A 17,446-nucleotide genomic window follows, 5' to 3' on the forward strand; every position below is an offset into this window, starting at 1 on the left:
TCTCCCTAAAAAAATAGGTTTGCACTGGCACGATTTTGGTAAAGAGGGTGGTAACTCCCATTTTCTATTTTGCATTTTGCTGATTCGTAATTTTTTGGCGCTTTATTTTTTAATCTGACCAAGACTTTTTTCAGTACCCCTTCCACCCAAAAATATTCTTCTTTAGGTACTGAGTTACTAACCACCATTTCTTTGAGACCTTCGATTTGTTCTAAAAATGAGAGCATCAGCCATATATCATTTTCAGACGCCACCAATTTATGTCTGTCACAGTCAAAACAACCGATAAAGTCGGTACAACGCCCAGTATCTTTCGAAAAATCAATACCAAGCTTTTTCATACGCCTAGCCTCTGCAATTAATTTCTCTGGTGTAGCTCCTGAGCATTTTATGCCACTTGGCGTGGTCATTAGAGGCTTTGACTGATTGTCACCGTTACGTAAATTCTTGTAATCATAATCCGATAAGATATCGCTGTGCATTACCTTCGCATTTTCAATAGCTTTTCCAATATCTTCGCCTTTAGATATTGCATTCAATGCTGAAAATGTAGCGTTTAAATTGTTGTCATGATCAGCCTGAACACCACTCGAGTATCTTTTTGCAACTACATTTACGGTATCATTTAGCCCTTGCGATACAAGAAACATATCTTCAGTAACTCTCATTAGCACATCTGACTTTGTAGCTCTAAAACGCTTTGTCGTGACTCTCAATCCCGTTACTTTCTCTAACTGAGCATTGATGTAGCCAATATTTGAGCTATCTGCATCAAAAGTTAAAACCTCACCATAACGATTAAAGAAAGGGCAAAGGGGAAGCTCACTTGATATAGGTATACCCAATGACTGGTATATGATTTTAGACACCGTTAGCCATCCATTAATTAGCTCCTTGGTTCGCTTACTAAAACCAACAGCATTATCTAAATCTTTAAAGCCTGCTCTAAATTTTTCGCCATCAAAAACAAACCGGCCATTGCCAATATTTTTAAATGCGACATCTCCATATCTAACTTGAGCAAGTACTGATTTGTTCATGCCTGTCATCATCGAGAATACAAAAAACCAGTTACGTGATGCATGATTATAAAAAACTTGCTGATTGAGTCGTCCGAGGGAAAGAGGACTGTCCTTTATTGTTCCAGAGACAGACCTCATACAATCCTTAAAACCTCTCTTCTGACATGAAATTTTACGTTTTGACCAACCTTTACTTTGGGCTAATTCAAGGAATAATTTCTCATCAAAAAATGGATGAATATCAAGATATTCTTTTTTTTCTATAGCTGTTCGAAAGGCGAGAGCTCCCTTAATCAAAATTCGTGATAATGGTTTTAGCTCTGTTTCCACATGAAAAGCCTGCCCAGAAGAAGGCGGGAGAGCAGGAACTTCAGGTAAAGTTTTTAGATCTGCTTCTCTATTCCATTGTCTTAGAAAAAACGATAAGGACAATTTAATACTGCTGGCTTTAGATAAATGTTGACCTTTATTACGAAGCTTATTGAAATGCTTGAGGCAATTTTGCATGATTTCATTATCAAAGATGTTCCCTCGATATTTTTTAGCATCGATATATCTAAAATAATCAACTAAACCAGTAAAATAGCTTTCTTTCGACTTACCATCAGGTAAAGGTTGTAAAGTTTCAAAAATAGTTCTAACGATATTATCTCTATTAGCCAAAATCTCATTTCCAGAGGCTATTTGCTTAATCGTTGGAACGTTGACATAACACAGGCGGTTAAGGTAAGAACGTTTACCATTACCACAATTTAAGACCATGTCTTCATAGCTCAACGCTGTAACAGTCGCACTTTTCTTCTTTAAAGTAATCTTGGTACGTTTACGTCCTTGGGTCATAACAACCCCTCAAGCTCATCAAAAGCTCCAATATAATCAAGTACATCTTCGTAGATTTCATCGGCAGATGGCATATCCTGTGCAATTTTCAAGTACTCTATCGTCGTTGCTCTATGTTCATGTCCAAGCAGCGCTGACACCCTATCCAATGCCTCATCGGGTGTGATTGAGGGGTTACCATATTCATCCTTTTTATTTAAAAGATGGCGAAAGATATTCACGGCAAACGTTGGGCGTAAATTATGTATGGAACCGACAATAGGGTGGTCAAGATCTTGAGTTAGATTTGCAGTATTACGTATTTCAATCCAGCGACCTGTAAAGTCCTGTAGTCGTGTAAACATGGGTTTTCCAGACTGGGTAATAAAAAGGTACTCAAGCTCAGGATTAATCGCATCATCCCCTTCAAAGAGGTACGTGTTACCTACCTCAGCCTGCTCCTTACACCAAGTTTTAAACTTCTCAAGACGCTTTTGATACCTATCAGATTGCGAGTAATCGTAAAGCATCTTCATCAATGTGGCGGGGATAATGGTAACGCGGCTTTTGTTCTTCTCTGCGAAACCCTCAGCTGTCTTTGTGAGTGACTGGTACTTATCACCAACACCCAAATCCATCACGGGCTTTTTAAACACCTCTTTGCCGTCCTGAATCATGGTTTCGGGGTTAACTATCTGTCCTAAGTGAAGGCTCGCTGCTTCTTCTCTCCGCAATCCAGTATTACGGCAAATCATGGGGTGCAGACAGAACTCAATCGGTAATGAATGCAGTTTATTGTTGTCACCATGACGAATCACCCTACGGGATTTCATTAAGATGGTTTGCAGGATGTTCCATTCATTATTGGTAAATGGTTTTAAGTCACGGCGCAGATTACTGAGGTTTGTGCCGCCACTGCGAGATGACTTAGTAAATTTAATCCGCATATCCGTCGTGTGCACCTGCTTACGTTGGTAAGCTTTCATACTGGATGCAGACGCCTCGAAATGGATATTCACTGTCTCAAATTGGAAGGGAAGGTTATTGAAACGAATTCCTTGGCGAAGACAGTGTTTATAGAATCCTACGACACTGCTCATATATTGCCTGGCCGTTGTTTTAGCCAATACACCCTCAATAGCGAGCTGCTTGATTCCATCTCGGTATTGGTAGGTTAACCGCTCTTGTTTATTGCGAGGAAAGGTATTCCACTCTGGGCGGGGGTCATCATAGAGAGGGTCAAAGTCGACTTCATCGTATTCAGCATCCCACTCTGCCTGCTTGTCCAAGACAAAATTGAAGTAATGGGCTATTCCCTGTGCGTCTGTACCAAGCTCAAGCACGCCATCATCGATGGCTTTCGACAATAAGAACTCGTTGACCATATCTAATGGTTGGTAGCTTATTAGGTTATCTTTGACGTCATACCCAGCGATATGAAGTAAGGGAAGTTTCTTGATGGGGATTTTATTACCATTGCCACGGTACGTAATCTGAGGTTCACCATTCTCATCAATAGATACCAATGGTTTCTCGTAAACGAAATTAGGGATAGTCGAAATTTCTACTTCTTTTCGTATGATCTTTTTCTGATTTTCATCGTTATCTAACATACTAAACCTCATGCTGTGTATACAACCAGCATACACAGCATTCTCAACTTTGAAAGTTAATTGTGAGGTTTTAGTCTATCAGGTAAGTTTTGGATGTGGTCCTCCCAGTCGATAACATCAATCTCATAAACGACTTTGTTGCGAACACTTTCTTGCGCGGCGTGCATCGCCTCTTTGGAGCCGGTAATCAAAGGATGCCATTGCGGCAATGTTTTGCCTTCTGACAGTACACGATAGGCGCACGTATCCGGCAACCAGTTAAATTCATCAATTTTATCACGCGTCAGTTTTAAGCACTCCTCACCAGAATTGAAGCGGTTTGGATAATCCTTGCATGAGCAGGTATCGCTGTTTAACCAACTACAAGCGACATTGGTGTAATAGACCTCATCACTGTCTTCATCCATTAACTTGTGTAAGCAGCACTTACCGCATCCATCACAAAGCGACTCCCACTCCGATTCCGTCATTTGTTCTAATTTCTTATTTTGCCAGAATGGTGTGTTCATGAGTCTCTATCTAACTTAACGAATGGGGTGCGTGTTATACCTCCACACCAACCAAAGTTCAAGGATAAAAACGGCTTGTTAATTTAGGAAGCTATTGCTGTACACTTCGGTCACATCTGCTAGGATCGTAACCCTTTTCTTTTACTGGTACTCAATTATGGAATGCAGACTTGGTTGTGGTGCGTGTTGTATCGCCCCTAGTATTTCTTCCTCCATCCCGGGTATGGAGCAAGGAAAGCCAGCAGGTGTACGTTGCATTCAACTTAATGACGCTAATTTGTGCAAGTTATTTGGTAAGCCTGAACGTCCAAAAGTATGCCACGAATTTAAGCCTTGCCCGATGGTCTGTGGCAACACGAACCAAGAAGCTTTGAGCAACATTACCGAACTCGAAAAAATCACTTGATGGCACTGCTTTGTTTACCTTAATTGATGGCGCCACTCAAAATTGCCCCAGCAGCTAGGGCAATGATTCGAAAGGTGCTACAGCTTTTGTCTGCCAAGCAAAGAGTGTGATAGCGTCGTACCATCAACAAGCTCAAGCTCACCGCCAACAGGCACACCATGAGCAATACGACTCGCAGAGACTTGATGGGCGCGACATAATTCCGCAATGTAGTGCGCGGTCGCTTCCCCTTCAACGGTTGGGTTAGTAGCAAGAATGACTTCAGCAATGCCACCACGTTGCAAACGGTAATCCAGCGTATCTAAACCAATATCACTCGGGCCAATACCATCTAAAGGTGATAAGTGCCCCATCAGAACAAAATAACGTCCAGAATATTGGCCTGTAGCTTCAATGGCCGCAATATCAGCAGGGCTTTCGACTACACAGAGTTGGCCGTTATCCTGCCGCTTAAGGTTGCTACAAATATGACAAGTTTCTTCTTCAGTGAAAGTTCGGCATTCACTGCAATGTCCAATTTCTGTCATGGCTTGGCTTAAAGCATCGGCGAGCTGTAAGCCGCCTTTTCTATCGCGCTGTAACAAATGAAAGGCCATACGCTGTGCTGACTTGGGACCCACCCCAGGCAGACAACGTAAGGCCTCCATCAAATGCTCCAGCATATGACTGGTACGCATTAGTAACCTATTTTGTTTGTTAAAAAGGTCGTTCGTTAAAACGGCATCTTCATACCTGGTGGTAATTGCATACCGCCAGTGACAGAAGCCATTTTTTCTTTTTGAGTCTCTTCCACGCGGCGTGCAGCATCATTGAAAGCGGCGGCAATCAGATCTTCTAGCATCTCTTTGTCGTCTTCCATTAAGCTTTCATCAATCTCGACACGGCGTACGCTGTGGCTACCAGTAATGGTCACTTTTACCAGACCAGCACCAGACTCACCAACCACTTCCATATTCGCAATTTCTTCTTGTAGCTTTTGCATGCGCTCTTGCATTTGTTGGGCTTGCTTCATTAGGTTGCCCATACCGCCTTTACCAAACATGTTTATCTCTCTGGTTGAATTGAGTGTTTCACATAAGGTGGGGTCATAACATATAGATTCAACCCCACACTCGCTTAATTGATTAAATCGGCCGCACACTGTCGCGATCAAGTTCCGCATCAAAACGTCGCTTGAAGAACATTACGTGAGGGTCGGCCTCCAAGCTGTTCAATGCTTGCTCTAATTTGAGTTGGTAAAGACGCTCTCTAAGCTCCAATGGAGTCTCACCTTGCTCACCAATTGTCACGCTAAGGTGGCACTCTTCAGCTAATGTCTCATTGAGCGCTTCTAACAACTCGCTTTGTGCTTTATCGGTATTAAGATGGGCCTGACTTGGCCGCAGCACTAGCTCAATTGATGAGCCCGATTTGTGGTAGACAGAATTAAGTGCTAATTGTTCCACTAACTTGGCAATATCGAGCTGGTGGATCAGAGCTGCCCACTCATCTTGTTCTATCGATTCTGCAAGTAACTTTTCTGCCATCTCTGGCGTTTTAATATGTTCTAGCGCTTGCTTAATCTGTGTCGGTGTCAGCTCTGTTTTTTGCTGTTCAACCACCACAGGTTGCAGCGTTGGACGCCACTGATAAGGCTCGTTGTCCAAGGTTGGGGCAGCTTCAGGAGCGGATGTTGACAAAGGCGACACTCGAGCTGATTTTCCATGCGAGGCAACACGCTCAAGCACAGATTCAGATTTAGTCGATGCCGCATTAGGCTTTTTTGTCCCGTTGCTCTTTGTTTCATTCACTCCTTTTGCTGGCTGAGCAACCCCTTGGCGCTGTGAACGCAACTGGTGTCGCAGCCCTGCAATCGGTGAGGGACGTGGAGCTGAAGAAGGTGCCGGTGGTTGAGGTACTGGTGCAGGCTCATACGATTCTGGGGCATATTCCATTGCACTGGACATGTCATCATTCATATCCGCATAGCGGTTATCGTAATCTTGAACGATGCCATAATCAGGCTGAGTATCCTCATGCCTTTGTGGCTCATTAACCTGACTGTCCGATACGGGAGCCGCCGACGTTTGCTTAGGTTCAGTTAGAGGCGTTGCCGCTGATGCGGGTTGTAGTGAAGGAGTGCCGTGGCTTGTCACTGCGACATCTGAACTCACTTCAGTGCTGAACGTATTCACCAACGATACCGAAGCAGGACGAAACGCCATCATACGTAGCACAATCATTTCCAGCCCCGTTCGAGCGGTTGGCGAGAGTGCTAAATCTTCACGTCCTTTTAAAGCAATTTGATAATAGAGCTGCACATCTTGTGGGCTCAGTGCTTTGCTAAGCAGTTGCACTTTCTCTGAGTCAGGTTGGGTTTTGTCCAGTGTTGCTGGCAACGCTTGATACATCGCAATACGGTGTAACTGCGCCGCGAGTTGTTGTAGTAATCCATCCCAATCCACACCATTTTGTGCTAAATGTGCAACGCTATCCATCGCCGTTTGAGGCTGTTTACTGCTAATGGCTTGCAGTAAATGGAGTGCTTGATCTGTGTCTAGCGTGCCAAGCATTGGGGCGACTACATCGGCCATCACCTGGTTATTACCTAGTGCAATCGCTTGATCAGTTAAGCTAAGTGCATCACGCATACTGCCATCGGCAGCATGAGCGATCATTCTTAATGCTCTCGCTTCACAAGGGATCTGCTCTGCCGCTAAAACATGCTCAAGCTGATCGTGGATATTTTCAACACTGATCGGCTTAAGATGAAACTGTAAGCAGCGCGATAAAATCGTAACCGGCAGCTTTTGCGGATCTGTCGTAGCGAGCAAGAATTTCACATACTCAGGCGGCTCTTCCAACGTTTTAAGCAAAGCGTTAAAACTGTGGCGCGACAGCATGTGTACTTCATCGATTAAGTACACCTTGAAGCGACCGCGAGCAGGCTTGTATTGCACGTTATCAAGTAATTCGCGCGTATCTTCGACTTTGGTTCGTGATGCCGCATCTATTTCTAAAAGATCAACAAAACGGCCTTGGTCAATCTCTCGGCAAGTATCACATTGGCCACAAGGTGTGGCCGTAATACCTGTTTCACAGTTTAACCCCTTGGCAAACAAGCGACCAATCGTCGTCTTGCCTACACCACGTGTACCGCTGAATAAATACGCATGGTGCAATCTATTTTGGGCCAACGCATTTTCTAGTGCAGTTAAGACATGTGCTTGTCCCACCACCTCATTAAATTTTGTTGGTCGCCATTTTCGCGCTAAGGCAAGATAACTCATGAGTACGTCCAGTTGATTAGCTTAGTGACCTTCAAATTCACAAATACTATAAACGTTCAGGCCCAAACCTTGTAAACGTTTGTCTCCGCCAATTTCAGGCAGGTTGATGACAAAAGCCGCGTGCTCAACTTCACCACCAAGCTGGCGGATCAATTTAGTCGTCGCTTCAATCGTACCACCCGTTGCCAGTAGATCATCCACCACCAGCACTTTATCACCTTGTTTGATCGCATCAACGTGAATTTCTAATGTGTCAGTACCGTATTCCAATTCGTAAGATTGGGCTAACGTTTCGCGTGGTAACTTACCCGGCTTACGTACAGGTACAAACCCCAAACCAAGCTCTAAAGCCAATGGCGCACCAAATAGGAAACCACGCGCTTCAGTACCAACAACTTTGGTAAAGCCCATGTCTTTATATTTTTCGACTAATAAAGCAATGGTTGCTTGATAGGCTTTTGCATCCTCTAGCAGGCTAGTTACATCACGAAACAAAATGCCAGGTTTTGGGTAGTTAGGGATGCTTTGAATGCTCGATTTGATCAAAGAGATAGTTTCGGTTGTCATAACTTACATTTACTTAGATTGGCTCTTCATTTCTCACGATACATTTACGTATCAGAATGATAGAGCGTGAGCTCTCAGCAACATAGATAAGCCACAATATCTTAGCCGCTGAAAAAACAAACGCCCATTCGAAGAATGGGCACACTTCCCCATAATGCTAGTGATTTTCTTGTTGGTTAGCAACCTGCTCATGAGTGGGAAGTCGAATAAACCAAGTGATCAGGACCACAAGCATAGTAAACAACATAATTTTGAGCCAAAAGTGCGGGACAACCCAGATGGAAAAAATAAAGCTTAGAATAATCCACAAACATCCCCGTTGTTTCACTTGCCGCGAAACGGCACCATGTTGCTGCCAATTATCCAGTATTGGGCCTAGCGTCTGATGTTGATGCAACCAAGCATGAAAACGAGGGCTACTTCGTAAGAAGCAAGCGCTAGCAAGGAGTATGAAAGGTGTTGTGGGGAGCAGCGGTAAGAATATGCCTATCACGCCTAACAGAAGGCAGAGCCCACCAGCCACCGTAAGAAGAAAATGACGAATATTGATGGTGAACTCCCAACGTACTATCCAACTCAGAAAGTTGAATAACCATTAAACACACGGATCCAAGTCAGTATTGCTGGCAATGTAGGGATCGAAAGTACGGCAATAAAGCCTAAAAAATAAAAAATGTTGTAAGGTTCTTTAAAATTCTGCTCTTCCATCATAACTTCTCTAGTGTTGGATGACTCCGTTCGTTTTTGGCACCATAAACAAAGTTAATGCAACGTAAACGAATTGGGTGATTGTTGTTCTAGACGCGAACTATACCTCAAACAAATCACCGCAAACACCGACTAAAGGTAAGGTTATTAACTGCTGCCACCTTGGTAAATATTGAGTTTGAAACTACTCGAACCTAAGCGATTAGTTGATAGCTGACAAGTTGAATTGATCGGTAAATCTTTAGTGATAAAGTTTTTTAAACAGTTCTGCCCAAGGCTAACACCCGCGGCAATATGTTGAGTTAAGTAACCATTTGACCACTGACTGTCGAGCCCAGCAGGCAGAATAGAGAGTGTACCTTCGCTTAAATCCGCAATACCGAATACCGCGTTGATTGGATTAGCACACTCTGAGCATTCAATACCTTTTTCCAGTATGTCGGCAAGGTCTTTCAGATCGGCACTGAAGCTTTTTAAGTTGCGAAGATAATCGTGAAACAGAGCACGAACGAGCAATGCTGAAGCCACACTATTTTCATAATGGGCATCTGAATCGACCAAGTAAAAGGCAAACTGCCCGTTCATCAACCACGCATAGTCAAATACCAGCGGCATCACATCCGCCGATTGTAAAAGACGGTAGCTACACTTCCAACTGCCTTGTGAAGTATCCTTTTCTGGTAATAACGCGTGCAGCAAATCTTTCGCGGTACTGGGGTTTTCTCGTAGATACTCCAGATGCCAATGCAACTCTTGTTCTTCTGGAATATCACCACCATCATCGACCCGGAACCATTGCGTCGAAAAATCGCGCTGATCAGATAAACGACTGAACGTATCTTCGAGCGTACTTTCTATTGCACTGCTTAAATACTGGTGGTTACCAATCGGTTTAGGAAGAAAATCCTTAACACCAAATCGCAGCACTTTTGCAACATCAGCCATTTCATCAGTTGCAGAGACCACAATCAGTGGCAGCGAGGGATACTCAAGGCTCACCTCTTCAACAAACTCAATGCCGTTCAGTACTGGCATTGCTAAGTCACACACAACAAGGTCAGGCTCCGCATCTTTTAACTTGCGCAACCCCTCTAAGCCATTTTCAGCTTCAAGCACTTTATAGCCTTGAGCCGACAAATAACCACTGGTTATTCGCCTAAAAATTGGGTCATCATCAACGAGCATGATCAGTTTTTGCTCGACATGCTGATTGTCTGAAGGTTTTTTCGCCAAGAACTCACTAGCCTGAATGTGAGATTTATACATAATCCTGCCTCACAATGCTTTTAAAAAGCAGTCATTTTATTGTTATAGGATAAATTGATAGGTTACTTTATAAAGTAGTCGCAAAATAAGATTTATACAAATGTTCCACTTTGTAACTCGGTTGCATACTATATATATGGGCTATGTATGGATTGTACGGAATGTTACTTTCGTCAAACAAGTTGATATGACTCAAGATTTGACAAATGATATACGTATAAATTACTCAAATTCGAAAAATAATGTGTCAGGAACAATGAAATTAGATGACCTAAACCTCTTTCGACTGGTTGTCGAAAATGGAAGCTATACCGCAACTTCTCGTAAAACAATGATCCCCGTTGCGACCATTACCCGACGCATTCAAGCATTGGAAGATTCTCTGAATCTTAGGTTGTTGAATCGCCATGCTCGAAAACTTTCGCTGACTGAAGCGGGTGAACGTTTTTTTCAAGAGTGCTCACCGTTGCTGCATCGCTTAGCTGCAACAGCAGAAGAGCTCACCGATGAATGTCGTGGCGCTTCAGGCAAACTAAGAATATCGTCACCATCTAATATCACGAAACGCATGATGATGCCTATTTTCAATGCCTTCATGATGCAGTACCCAGATATCAACATAGAACTGACCACCAGCAATCAGGCCGATCAACTCGACCCAACCGAATGGGATGTCATTTTTAGAGTTGGCCCTCAACGAGACTCCAGTTTGATTGCGCGAAAAATTAATGAAGTGAAAGATGTGTTAGTCGCAAGCCCAGGGTATTTAGCGAAACACCCTGCACCAACTCATGCCGAAGAGCTCAGTAATCATTCATTATTGAAGGGATATCCTCTAGTAAAATGGCAGTTGACCAACAATAAAGGGGAATGCGTGGTCAATTGTGATACTGGGCGATTTCAGGCCAACGCTTTAAACGTAGTGCGCAGCGCTTGCTCTGAGGGGCTGGGTATCACCTTAATGCCAGACGTGATGATTAAAGAATTTATCGAAGAAGGCAGCTTAGTCAGAGTACTGGAAGACTGGGTTTCCAACCCTCGTGATATTTATATGCTGTATAACCACAAGGATCATCTACCTGAAAAAGTCAGGCTATTTATTGATTTTGTGATTGCCTATCACATCCACTAGATTTTAGGCCCAGCATTGCTGGGCCATGAGTTATCGCAGCGGCAGATAGTCAATAAACTCGCTATAGAAACTCAATAAATTTACTCAAATCACGTTCAGGCACTTTCATTGGCGTGCACCCTGCAGTTCCTAGGTATAAGAAACCAACGATTTGATCATCGCCCTTAGCACCTAATGCTTGCCGAACGTGAGAGTGGAACATCCAGCTTCCCGAACGCCAGAAACCTTGAAAACCTTGGGCTACCGCAGCCATTTGCATCGCTTGTACTGCGCATCCCGCAGAGAGATGCTGTTCAATCGCTGGCACCTTTTCATGATCCGTTACTTTCGCGATCACTGTGATTACCATAGGTGCTCGAAACGGTGCATTCTTCGCTTTTTCTATCTCAGCATCACTGCCGTTATCCGCTCGCACAGCAGACGCCAAAATACTCGACAACTTTTGCAAACCCGCTCCCTGAGCAATCACGAAACGCCAAGGGGTTAAACCGCCATGATCGGGCGCTCGCAAGCCTGCTCTAATAATATTTTCCAAGACCAGACCTTCAGGTGCAGGCGATGTGAGATTGGCGATTGAACGACGGTTAAGCAGCAACTCTAGTGCATCCATTTCGATTCCTTATTGATGATTTTCCATAATCTTATACCAAACTGAGAATAACTCGCATAAAGAGATGACCTCATTGGCTATAAATGAAAAAAAGCGAGGATATTCCCTCGCCTAATTTAAGCAAACATATCAATGAAAACAGCCGAGATGACTACGGATAAAAACGTGCTTCAACCCCAGCTCGAGTCAGTAGCCCATCACAAGGAGCGAATTTATCGCCATACTTCTCAGCATGTTGATTCATCATTTCCACTAATTTCTTGATACCAATTTGGTCTATGTAACGGAATGGGCCGCCCAAAAACGGCGGGAAACCGATACCGAAAATCGCACCAATATCGCCATCTCGCGCACAACGAATTACGCCCTCATCCAAACAACGTACGGCTTCATTCAGCATAAGTAGCACGCAACGCAGCGCGATCTCCTTATCACTCTGCTTGGCATCTGGCGTGATTTTCAGCAATTTATAGATAGATTTGTCGATTTCTTTTTTCTTACCTTTATAGGTATAGAATCCCTTACCACTTTTACGCCCTTTGCGGTTGTCATTGAGCAGCAAATCAAATACGTCTGGTCCTTGAAAACGTGGGCCGAGTTCTTGCACTAGAATTGGCATGATTTTCGAGCCAACATCAATGCCCACTTCGTCCAATAACGTGATAGGGCCGACTGGGAAGCCGAAATCGAGCAAAGCCGTATCTATCTTTTCAATCGACTCACCCGCCATCAGGATCTGCGCCGCTTCATTCATGTAAGGTGCAAGGATACGGTTAACATAAAAACCAGCGCAATCTTTGACCACAATCGGCGTTTTTCCCTGTTTTTTCGCCAGAGCCACTACTGTGGCTATCGTCTCTTGCGATGTGGTTTGATGAGGGATCACTTCCACCAGAGGCATTTTTTCAACAGGACTGAAATAGTGCAATCCAATCACATTCTCTGGACGCGCCGCCTTCGCTGCAATTTTCTGGATTGGAAGCGAGGAAGTATTCGTCGCAAAAATGGTGCTGGTTTTGGCATTCGCTTCAACATCAGCCACCATTTGCTGCTTAAGCGTGAGATCTTCAAACACCGCTTCAATGACAACATCGATATGCTGATAACTGGTAAAATCAATCCCGCCAGACAATTGAGCCATTTTTGTCTGCATCTGCGCTTTGGATAAAATGCGACGCTTGCGCTGTTTATCGAATAATTTGTAGTTGTAATTGAGCGCGTTTAATACTCCATCATTCGAAACATCTTTGATTCGTACGGGAACCTTGGCTTTTGCAACGCTAACATGGCTGATCCCTGCCCCCATTAAACCACCGCCCAATACGCCGATACGTTTCACGGTTTGAGGTTTTGCGTCGCTGCCCGTCTCTTTTTTCATTTCTGTGGTGGCAAAGAAAATCGAGCGCAGTGCTTTGGATTCCGAGCTCATCACCAAATCACCAAATCGCTTCGCTTCAAGCTCTAACCCGGCTTTAAAACCACGATCTAAACCGTGACGGATCACCTCTAAAATCGCGTCTGCAGCTGGGTAATTACCTCGTGTTTTTTGCTTGGTCTTTTTAGCAGCCTGATCAAAAATTAATTTGCGACCAAGCTGCGTATGAGAGATTAATTTCTCTTTGGCCGATGCATTGGCCTGATGACGTTTTTTTCCAGAATTATCGAGCACATACTTCTTGGCCACATCCAGCAAGATAGTCTCTGCTACGCAAGCATCAATAACACCCAGCTGTTTTGCTTTTTTTGCGCGCAGCTGTTTACCCGTCAAAACCAAATCAAGAGAAGGTAACAAACCAATCAAACGCGGCAACCGCTGCGTTCCACCGGAGCCTGGTAGCAAGCCTAATTGCACTTCGGGCAAACCCAAATGCGTGATATCCGCGTCGCTGCACACCCGGTAGTGACAAGCCAGCGCCAGCTCTAAACCACCACCTAAGCATGGGCCATGAATCGCGGCAACCACTGGGAATGGCAAATCCGATAAGGTTTGAAACATCTCCTGACCTTGCTTGGCCAATGCTTGTGCTTCGCTGGCCGATTGGCAAGCGTTCAGCATACGGACATCCGCTCCAGCAATGAAATTATCTGGCTTAAGCGAGTGAATCACCATCCCCTTTAGGCTGGTTTTTTGAGCCTCCAAGGTCGCAAAAACCTCTTGCATCTCTTGGGCAAACGCCGCTTGTAGCGTATTCATTTTTTCGCCGGGAACATCAATCGCCAGCCACGCAATATTTTGTTCATCAATCGTTAAATGAAAAGCTTTCTCTGTGCTCATTATTCAACCTCCAAAATCATTGCCGCGCCCAAACCACCCGCTGCACAAGCGGTATTCAGCCCTAAACCACCACCACGTCGTTTTAGTTCACGCAGTGTTTGTGTGATCATGCGCGCACCCGTCGCCGCAAAGGGGTGACCATACGCAATAGAACCACCTAGCACATTAAATTTATCCATATCAATTTCGCCAATCGCTTTTGCTCGACCAAGATGTTCCTGTGCAAACTTATCACTGGCGAACATTTTCATATTAGAGAGGGTTTGCGCAGCAAACGCTTCATGCATGTCAATCAATGTGAGATCGGAAAGCTCAATACCGGCACGTTGTAAGGCTAACGGTGTCGCATAAGACGGCCCCATTAACATATCGTGTTCAACACCAATCGCTGAAAAAGCGTAAGAACGGATATAACCCATAATCTCCAAACCAAGCTCTTTAGCACGGCCTTCACGCATTAATAGAATAGCGGCTGCTCCATCGGTGAGTGGTGTGCTGTTGGCGGCCGTCACGCTACCATATTGCCTATCAAACGCTGGACGTAACTTGGCATAACCTTCCAAAGTCGAGTCATGACGAATATTGTTATCTTCAGCGATCCACTTTTTATAAGGCTCTGGGAATGCCGTCATGACTTCGCCTTGGATTTTGCCCTCTTTCCAAGCTTGTGAAGCTAAAGAGTGAGAACGATGTGCCAAAGCATCTTGATCCAGTCGGCTTATGTGATGAGATTTTGCCATCTGCTCAGCCGTTTGCCCCATCGAAAGGCCCGTTGAATATTCAGCGACCGCGGGGGGGACTGGCATTAAATCTTTAAAAGATAATGATTTTAAGATGTTGAGTTTCTGAGCAACAGTTTTGGTTTTACTTAAAGCGAGTAAGCTAGCGGCTAATTTTTTAGACACTCCAATCGGCAAAACGGAAGACGAATCGGCACCACCAGCCATACCAATATCAATCGTGCCAGCCATTATGCTTTCAGCCACATTCACCGCCGCCTGAAAACTGGTAGCGCACGCTCGTGTGACGCTGTACGCATCGGTATGGATGCTCATTCCTGTGCCTAAAACGATCTCACGCGCGATATTTGGTGCCTCAGGCATTTGCACGACTTGTCCAAAGACGAGTTGTTCGATCAATTTAGGATCGAGTTCCGTTCGCGCAAGCAGTTCACTCACCACCATCTTGCCTAAATCGACTGCAGGAACTTGACTAAATTCGGTACTTTGACGCGCAAAAGGGGTACGCAACCCCGCGACGATAGCCACACGCTCACCAGAGCGCGTTTTGACTTCCTGTTTGCCCATTGTTTCTCCTTAGAATAGAGGTCTGACCTGGCACATTGTAACGAGGTTGTTAAAACAATCAAACAAGTGTTTAAATAAACGTGATATTCGCATCGAATCGAAGAAAGTAATGTAGGTAAAGGAGATGGATAATCACTTAATCTTTAAATGAATAATGGAGTTATACCCAAACAACTTGGAGTTGCAGGTAGGCGGCAAGTGAGTGAGTCCCAATAAGCATAGGCAAACGAACGAACGTAGCCAACACCGCTGCGGCTTCAAGTAGGAAGGGGATATAAGCAAAAAAAAACCACACAATAATGTGTGGTCGGAATATATAAAGCAATTAACTTACGCCAATTGAAATAATCAGTTTCCTGATTAGGAGAAAGTAAAGTCAGCCTTCAAAAGGAAGTGTCATCTTGCTCAACATGTTAGTCGCAATGACTAACGAGATGACAAGGTGTACTATAGCCACTTCGTGCCATGAGATTTTGAAGTAGATCAATTTTATATTGATTTATTCCATACTATGAAATTAAAAAGCCGTCGACGCTTGAATTGATGTTACCGAACAACTTGAACGGATCGAAAGCGAACGAATACGCGAAGCGTTCATCGCAAGACGACCATAAAATGGCCTAAACAAAGAAGAAATCACAGAGCAAACGGAGACTCATGTGTCGATAATAACCATGTTTGGAAAGAAAAAGTCCAGCAGCCCGGTCAATAGTAATATTGACAGACAGAGAAAATATGAAACGCTTGTGCGTGCTTATCACCGAGATCTTTTTCGTTATGCCTATTGGCTATGTAAAGATAAAAGCATTGCTGAAGATTTAGTCCAAGAAACCTGCTTGAGGGCTTGGAAATCTCTCGATAGTTTGCTCGACGAGAAAGCGGCCAAATCGTGGCTTATAACTATTCTTCGTCGCGAGAACGCGCGCCGCTTTGAGCGCAAGCAGTTTGAGTTGGTCGATATTGATGACTACAGCGGTGACGTAAAAGTCAACGATGATCCTCATCATCAACAAGAGTGGTTGCAGGCACAGATAATGAAGCTGGATATTGAATACCGCGAACCTCTTTTCCTACAAGTCATTGGGGGTTTTAGTGGTGATGAAATTGGCGAGATCCTCGAACTCAATAAGAACACGGTCATGACTCGTCTGTTTCGAGCTCGTAATCAATTAAAAGAACAATTGGATTCATCAGAAGCGTATAAGGGGCAGCAAAATGGATGAATTAGAATTTCGCCGCCGAGTTATGTCCGATCCAAAACAGCATGACCAAGAGATTATCCAAGCGGCATCCACTAGTGATACTAATCGTCAGTTCCTAGAGGACATATTGAGCTTAGATGCAACGATTGCTACTGCAATGAATGTAGACGTGCCTGACGATCTCGCAGACCGTATTCTATTTAGTCAGACCACAATGGCAAGCAATGTCATCCGCCCTACTTTTGCCAAGCAAGCGATGACATTGGCTGCATCGATTGCTTTTGTGTTTGGTTTATTGGTTGGCCAAATCAATTGGCGAAATGTGCTCATTCCACCGGCGCAGGCAAGCCTAATGGACACCGCCATCAAACACGTCATTGATGAAGAAGGCTTTGTCAACCAACTGGATGAACAAGTGAATTCAACGCAGATCAACGCCAAAATGCTGCCATTCGCTTATCAGTTAAGCAGTAACTTCCCTTACCACGTTTATTACCTAAACCACTGTGGTTTTGGCAAGGCAAACGCTCTGCACATGGTTTTTCAAGGTGAAAGCGGGAAAGTGACGCTCTTTTTCACAGGCATTGCCAGTGAACAAGCCGTGAACTTTAATGAGCAAGGCATGGCAGGAATCATCGAACCCGTCGGTGATGCTAGCCTGATCCTTGTCGGTGAAAATGGCGAAGATGTCACGAACATCGCTAAAAAACTAATGCCTATGCTAAAACCTTCCCATTAAAA

General features: G+C 44.2%; 16 protein-coding genes. 4 read left to right on the forward strand and 12 right to left on the reverse strand.

Annotation, left to right across the window (positions count from 1 at the left end):
• Positions 1-5: 5 nt before the first annotated feature.
• Genes N5E84_RS07690 through N5E84_RS07700 form a run of 3 tightly spaced genes read right to left on the reverse strand, consistent with a single transcriptional unit; the run spans position 6 to position 3,963 of the window.
• Positions 6-1,862 carry a hypothetical protein gene (locus tag N5E84_RS07690; RefSeq protein ID WP_069212104.1) on the reverse strand — a complete coding sequence of 619 codons (1,857 nt, stop codon included), beginning with the start codon at positions 1,860-1,862 and terminating at the stop codon, positions 6-8.
• A complete protein-coding gene (locus N5E84_RS07695) occupies positions 1,859-3,454 on the reverse strand; it encodes an integrase (RefSeq protein WP_019283097.1) in 1,596 nt (531 codons plus the stop codon). The genes N5E84_RS07690 and N5E84_RS07695 overlap by 4 nt, the downstream gene beginning before the upstream one ends.
• Before the next feature lie 56 nt (positions 3,455-3,510).
• The gene (locus N5E84_RS07700; protein WP_017050598.1) at positions 3,511-3,963 is read right to left on the reverse strand and encodes a YcgN family cysteine cluster protein; all 453 of its coding nucleotides are present in this window, start codon (positions 3,961-3,963) and stop codon (positions 3,511-3,513) included.
• A gap of 157 nt (positions 3,964-4,120) precedes the next feature.
• Here N5E84_RS07700 and N5E84_RS07705 point away from each other — a divergent pair, with 157 nt between their 5' ends.
• Positions 4,121-4,369 (forward strand): YkgJ family cysteine cluster protein, encoded by a 249-nt coding sequence (locus N5E84_RS07705; protein ID WP_013857235.1) that lies wholly within the window; start codon positions 4,121-4,123, stop codon positions 4,367-4,369.
• A gap of 77 nt (positions 4,370-4,446) precedes the next feature.
• Here N5E84_RS07705 and recR read toward each other — a convergent pair whose 3' ends face one another.
• The 6 genes from recR to N5E84_RS07735 form a co-directional block, all read right to left on the reverse strand.
• A complete protein-coding gene (gene recR / locus N5E84_RS07710) occupies positions 4,447-5,046 on the reverse strand; it encodes a recombination mediator RecR (RefSeq protein WP_019283098.1) in 600 nt (199 codons plus the stop codon).
• Positions 5,047-5,081: 35 nt separating this feature from the next.
• Positions 5,082-5,411 (reverse strand): YbaB/EbfC family nucleoid-associated protein, encoded by a 330-nt coding sequence (locus N5E84_RS07715; protein WP_013857237.1) that lies wholly within the window; start codon positions 5,409-5,411, stop codon positions 5,082-5,084.
• Positions 5,412-5,493: 82 nt separating this feature from the next.
• Positions 5,494-7,638, reverse strand: coding sequence for a DNA polymerase III subunit gamma/tau (gene dnaX / locus N5E84_RS07720; RefSeq protein WP_069212105.1), 2,145 nt, complete (start codon positions 7,636-7,638; stop codon positions 5,494-5,496).
• Between the two features lie 21 nt (positions 7,639-7,659).
• Positions 7,660-8,205: an adenine phosphoribosyltransferase gene (gene apt, locus N5E84_RS07725; protein ID WP_013857239.1), complete on the reverse strand. Its 546-nt coding sequence runs from the start codon at positions 8,203-8,205 to the stop codon at positions 7,660-7,662.
• Positions 8,206-8,362: 157 nt separating this feature from the next.
• Complete coding sequence (locus tag N5E84_RS07730; protein ID WP_017044101.1) at positions 8,363-8,728, reverse strand: YbaN family protein; 366 nt, start codon at positions 8,726-8,728, stop codon at positions 8,363-8,365.
• 332 nt (positions 8,729-9,060) lie between these two features.
• Entirely contained in the window at positions 9,061-10,179 is a 1,119-nt protein-coding gene (locus N5E84_RS07735) for a response regulator (protein ID WP_019283100.1), read from the reverse strand.
• Positions 10,180-10,435: 256 nt separating this feature from the next.
• Here N5E84_RS07735 and N5E84_RS07740 point away from each other — a divergent pair, with 256 nt between their 5' ends.
• Positions 10,436-11,311 carry a LysR family transcriptional regulator gene (locus tag N5E84_RS07740; protein WP_029388417.1) on the forward strand — a complete coding sequence of 292 codons (876 nt, stop codon included), beginning with the start codon at positions 10,436-10,438 and terminating at the stop codon, positions 11,309-11,311.
• A gap of 61 nt (positions 11,312-11,372) precedes the next feature.
• Here the strand turns inward: N5E84_RS07740 and N5E84_RS07745 are convergent, their stop codons facing one another.
• The 3 genes from N5E84_RS07745 to fadI form a co-directional block, all read right to left on the reverse strand.
• On the reverse strand, positions 11,373-11,921 hold the full coding sequence (locus tag N5E84_RS07745) for an NAD(P)H nitroreductase (protein WP_019283102.1): 549 nt from the start codon (positions 11,919-11,921) through the stop codon (positions 11,373-11,375).
• A 151-nt stretch (positions 11,922-12,072) separates the two neighbouring features.
• A complete protein-coding gene (gene fadJ, locus N5E84_RS07750; RefSeq protein ID WP_116285031.1) occupies positions 12,073-14,196 on the reverse strand; it encodes a fatty acid oxidation complex subunit alpha FadJ in 2,124 nt (707 codons plus the stop codon).
• Positions 14,196-15,503, reverse strand: a complete 1,308-nt coding sequence (gene fadI / locus N5E84_RS07755) for an acetyl-CoA C-acyltransferase FadI (protein ID WP_019283104.1) — start codon at positions 15,501-15,503, stop codon at positions 14,196-14,198. Before fadI ends, fadJ begins: the two co-directional genes overlap by 1 nt.
• A gap of 674 nt (positions 15,504-16,177) precedes the next feature.
• On the opposite strand from fadI, the gene N5E84_RS07760 reads away from it, so the two are divergent.
• Positions 16,178-16,726, forward strand: a complete 549-nt coding sequence (locus N5E84_RS07760) for a sigma-70 family RNA polymerase sigma factor (protein WP_088717986.1) — start codon at positions 16,178-16,180, stop codon at positions 16,724-16,726.
• A complete protein-coding gene (locus tag N5E84_RS07765; protein WP_017044335.1) occupies positions 16,719-17,444 on the forward strand; it encodes a DUF3379 domain-containing protein in 726 nt (241 codons plus the stop codon). The genes N5E84_RS07760 and N5E84_RS07765 overlap by 8 nt, the downstream gene beginning before the upstream one ends.
• The last annotated feature ends 2 nt before the right edge of the window (positions 17,445-17,446 follow it).

This window comes from Vibrio sp. J502 (assembly GCF_025397955.1).
GTDB classification, from domain to species: domain Bacteria; phylum Pseudomonadota; class Gammaproteobacteria; order Enterobacterales; family Vibrionaceae; genus Vibrio; species Vibrio anguillarum.

What these genes read in the sequence shown, in the direction of transcription:
- N5E84_RS07690 (WP_069212104.1), bottom strand. Translation starts at nt 1,862, where the DNA reads ATGACCCAAGGACGTAAACGTACCAAGATTACTTTAAAGAAGAAAAGT.
- N5E84_RS07695 (WP_019283097.1), bottom strand. Translation starts at nt 3,454, where the DNA reads ATGTTAGATAACGATGAAAATCAGAAAAAGATCATACGAAAAGAAGTA.
- N5E84_RS07700 (WP_017050598.1), bottom strand. Translation starts at nt 3,963, where the DNA reads ATGAACACACCATTCTGGCAAAATAAGAAATTAGAACAAATGACGGAA.
- N5E84_RS07705 (WP_013857235.1), top strand. Translation starts at nt 4,121, where the DNA reads ATGGAATGCAGACTTGGTTGTGGTGCGTGTTGTATCGCCCCTAGTATT.
- recR (WP_019283098.1), bottom strand. Translation starts at nt 5,046, where the DNA reads ATGCGTACCAGTCATATGCTGGAGCATTTGATGGAGGCCTTACGTTGT.
- N5E84_RS07715 (WP_013857237.1), bottom strand. Translation starts at nt 5,411, where the DNA reads ATGTTTGGTAAAGGCGGTATGGGCAACCTAATGAAGCAAGCCCAACAA.
- dnaX (WP_069212105.1), bottom strand. Translation starts at nt 7,638, where the DNA reads ATGAGTTATCTTGCCTTAGCGCGAAAATGGCGACCAACAAAATTTAAT.
- apt (WP_013857239.1), bottom strand. Translation starts at nt 8,205, where the DNA reads ATGACAACCGAAACTATCTCTTTGATCAAATCGAGCATTCAAAGCATC.
- N5E84_RS07735 (WP_019283100.1), bottom strand. Translation starts at nt 10,179, where the DNA reads ATGTATAAATCTCACATTCAGGCTAGTGAGTTCTTGGCGAAAAAACCT.
- N5E84_RS07740 (WP_029388417.1), top strand. Translation starts at nt 10,436, where the DNA reads ATGAAATTAGATGACCTAAACCTCTTTCGACTGGTTGTCGAAAATGGA.
- N5E84_RS07745 (WP_019283102.1), bottom strand. Translation starts at nt 11,921, where the DNA reads ATGGATGCACTAGAGTTGCTGCTTAACCGTCGTTCAATCGCCAATCTC.
- fadJ (WP_116285031.1), bottom strand. Translation starts at nt 14,196, where the DNA reads ATGAGCACAGAGAAAGCTTTTCATTTAACGATTGATGAACAAAATATT.
- fadI (WP_019283104.1), bottom strand. Translation starts at nt 15,503, where the DNA reads ATGGGCAAACAGGAAGTCAAAACGCGCTCTGGTGAGCGTGTGGCTATC.
- N5E84_RS07760 (WP_088717986.1), top strand. Translation starts at nt 16,178, where the DNA reads ATGTTTGGAAAGAAAAAGTCCAGCAGCCCGGTCAATAGTAATATTGAC.
- N5E84_RS07765 (WP_017044335.1), top strand. Translation starts at nt 16,719, where the DNA reads ATGGATGAATTAGAATTTCGCCGCCGAGTTATGTCCGATCCAAAACAG.